This window comes from Paucilactobacillus vaccinostercus DSM 20634 (assembly GCF_001436295.1).
GTDB lineage: Bacteria > Bacillota > Bacilli > Lactobacillales > Lactobacillaceae > Paucilactobacillus > Paucilactobacillus vaccinostercus.
This window is the reverse complement of the sequence record NZ_AYYY01000041.1, coordinates 1-223: the sequence shown is the minus strand read 5'-3', so window position 1 is coordinate 223 and position 223 is coordinate 1. Positions and strand designations below refer to the sequence as shown.

1 protein-coding gene is annotated in these 223 nt (G+C 43.9%); it reads left to right on the top strand.

Features of this window, described 5'->3' with window-relative positions; translation table 11 throughout:
* Window positions 1–223, top strand: a 223-nt coding sequence (locus tag FC26_RS07920; RefSeq protein ID WP_157061128.1) for a DDE-type integrase/transposase/recombinase, incomplete at both ends; no start/stop codon positions are given.

The window sequence follows — 223 nt, the reverse complement described above, 5'->3', positions numbered from 1 at the left end:
TTTAATCGATCGCAAATCACGGTTCCTTTGGGCATACCGGTTAAAAGATCGGACGATAGCGACTGTTAATGAAGCACTAACTAAGTTCCTAACCACTTTTAATGGTCCGGTGCACAGCTTTACTGTGGACCGTGGCACTGAGTTTAGTGGGCTAGTATCACTTGAACCACAATATGGTATTAAGACCTATTACTGCCATGCTTATACTCCAGCTGAACGTGGT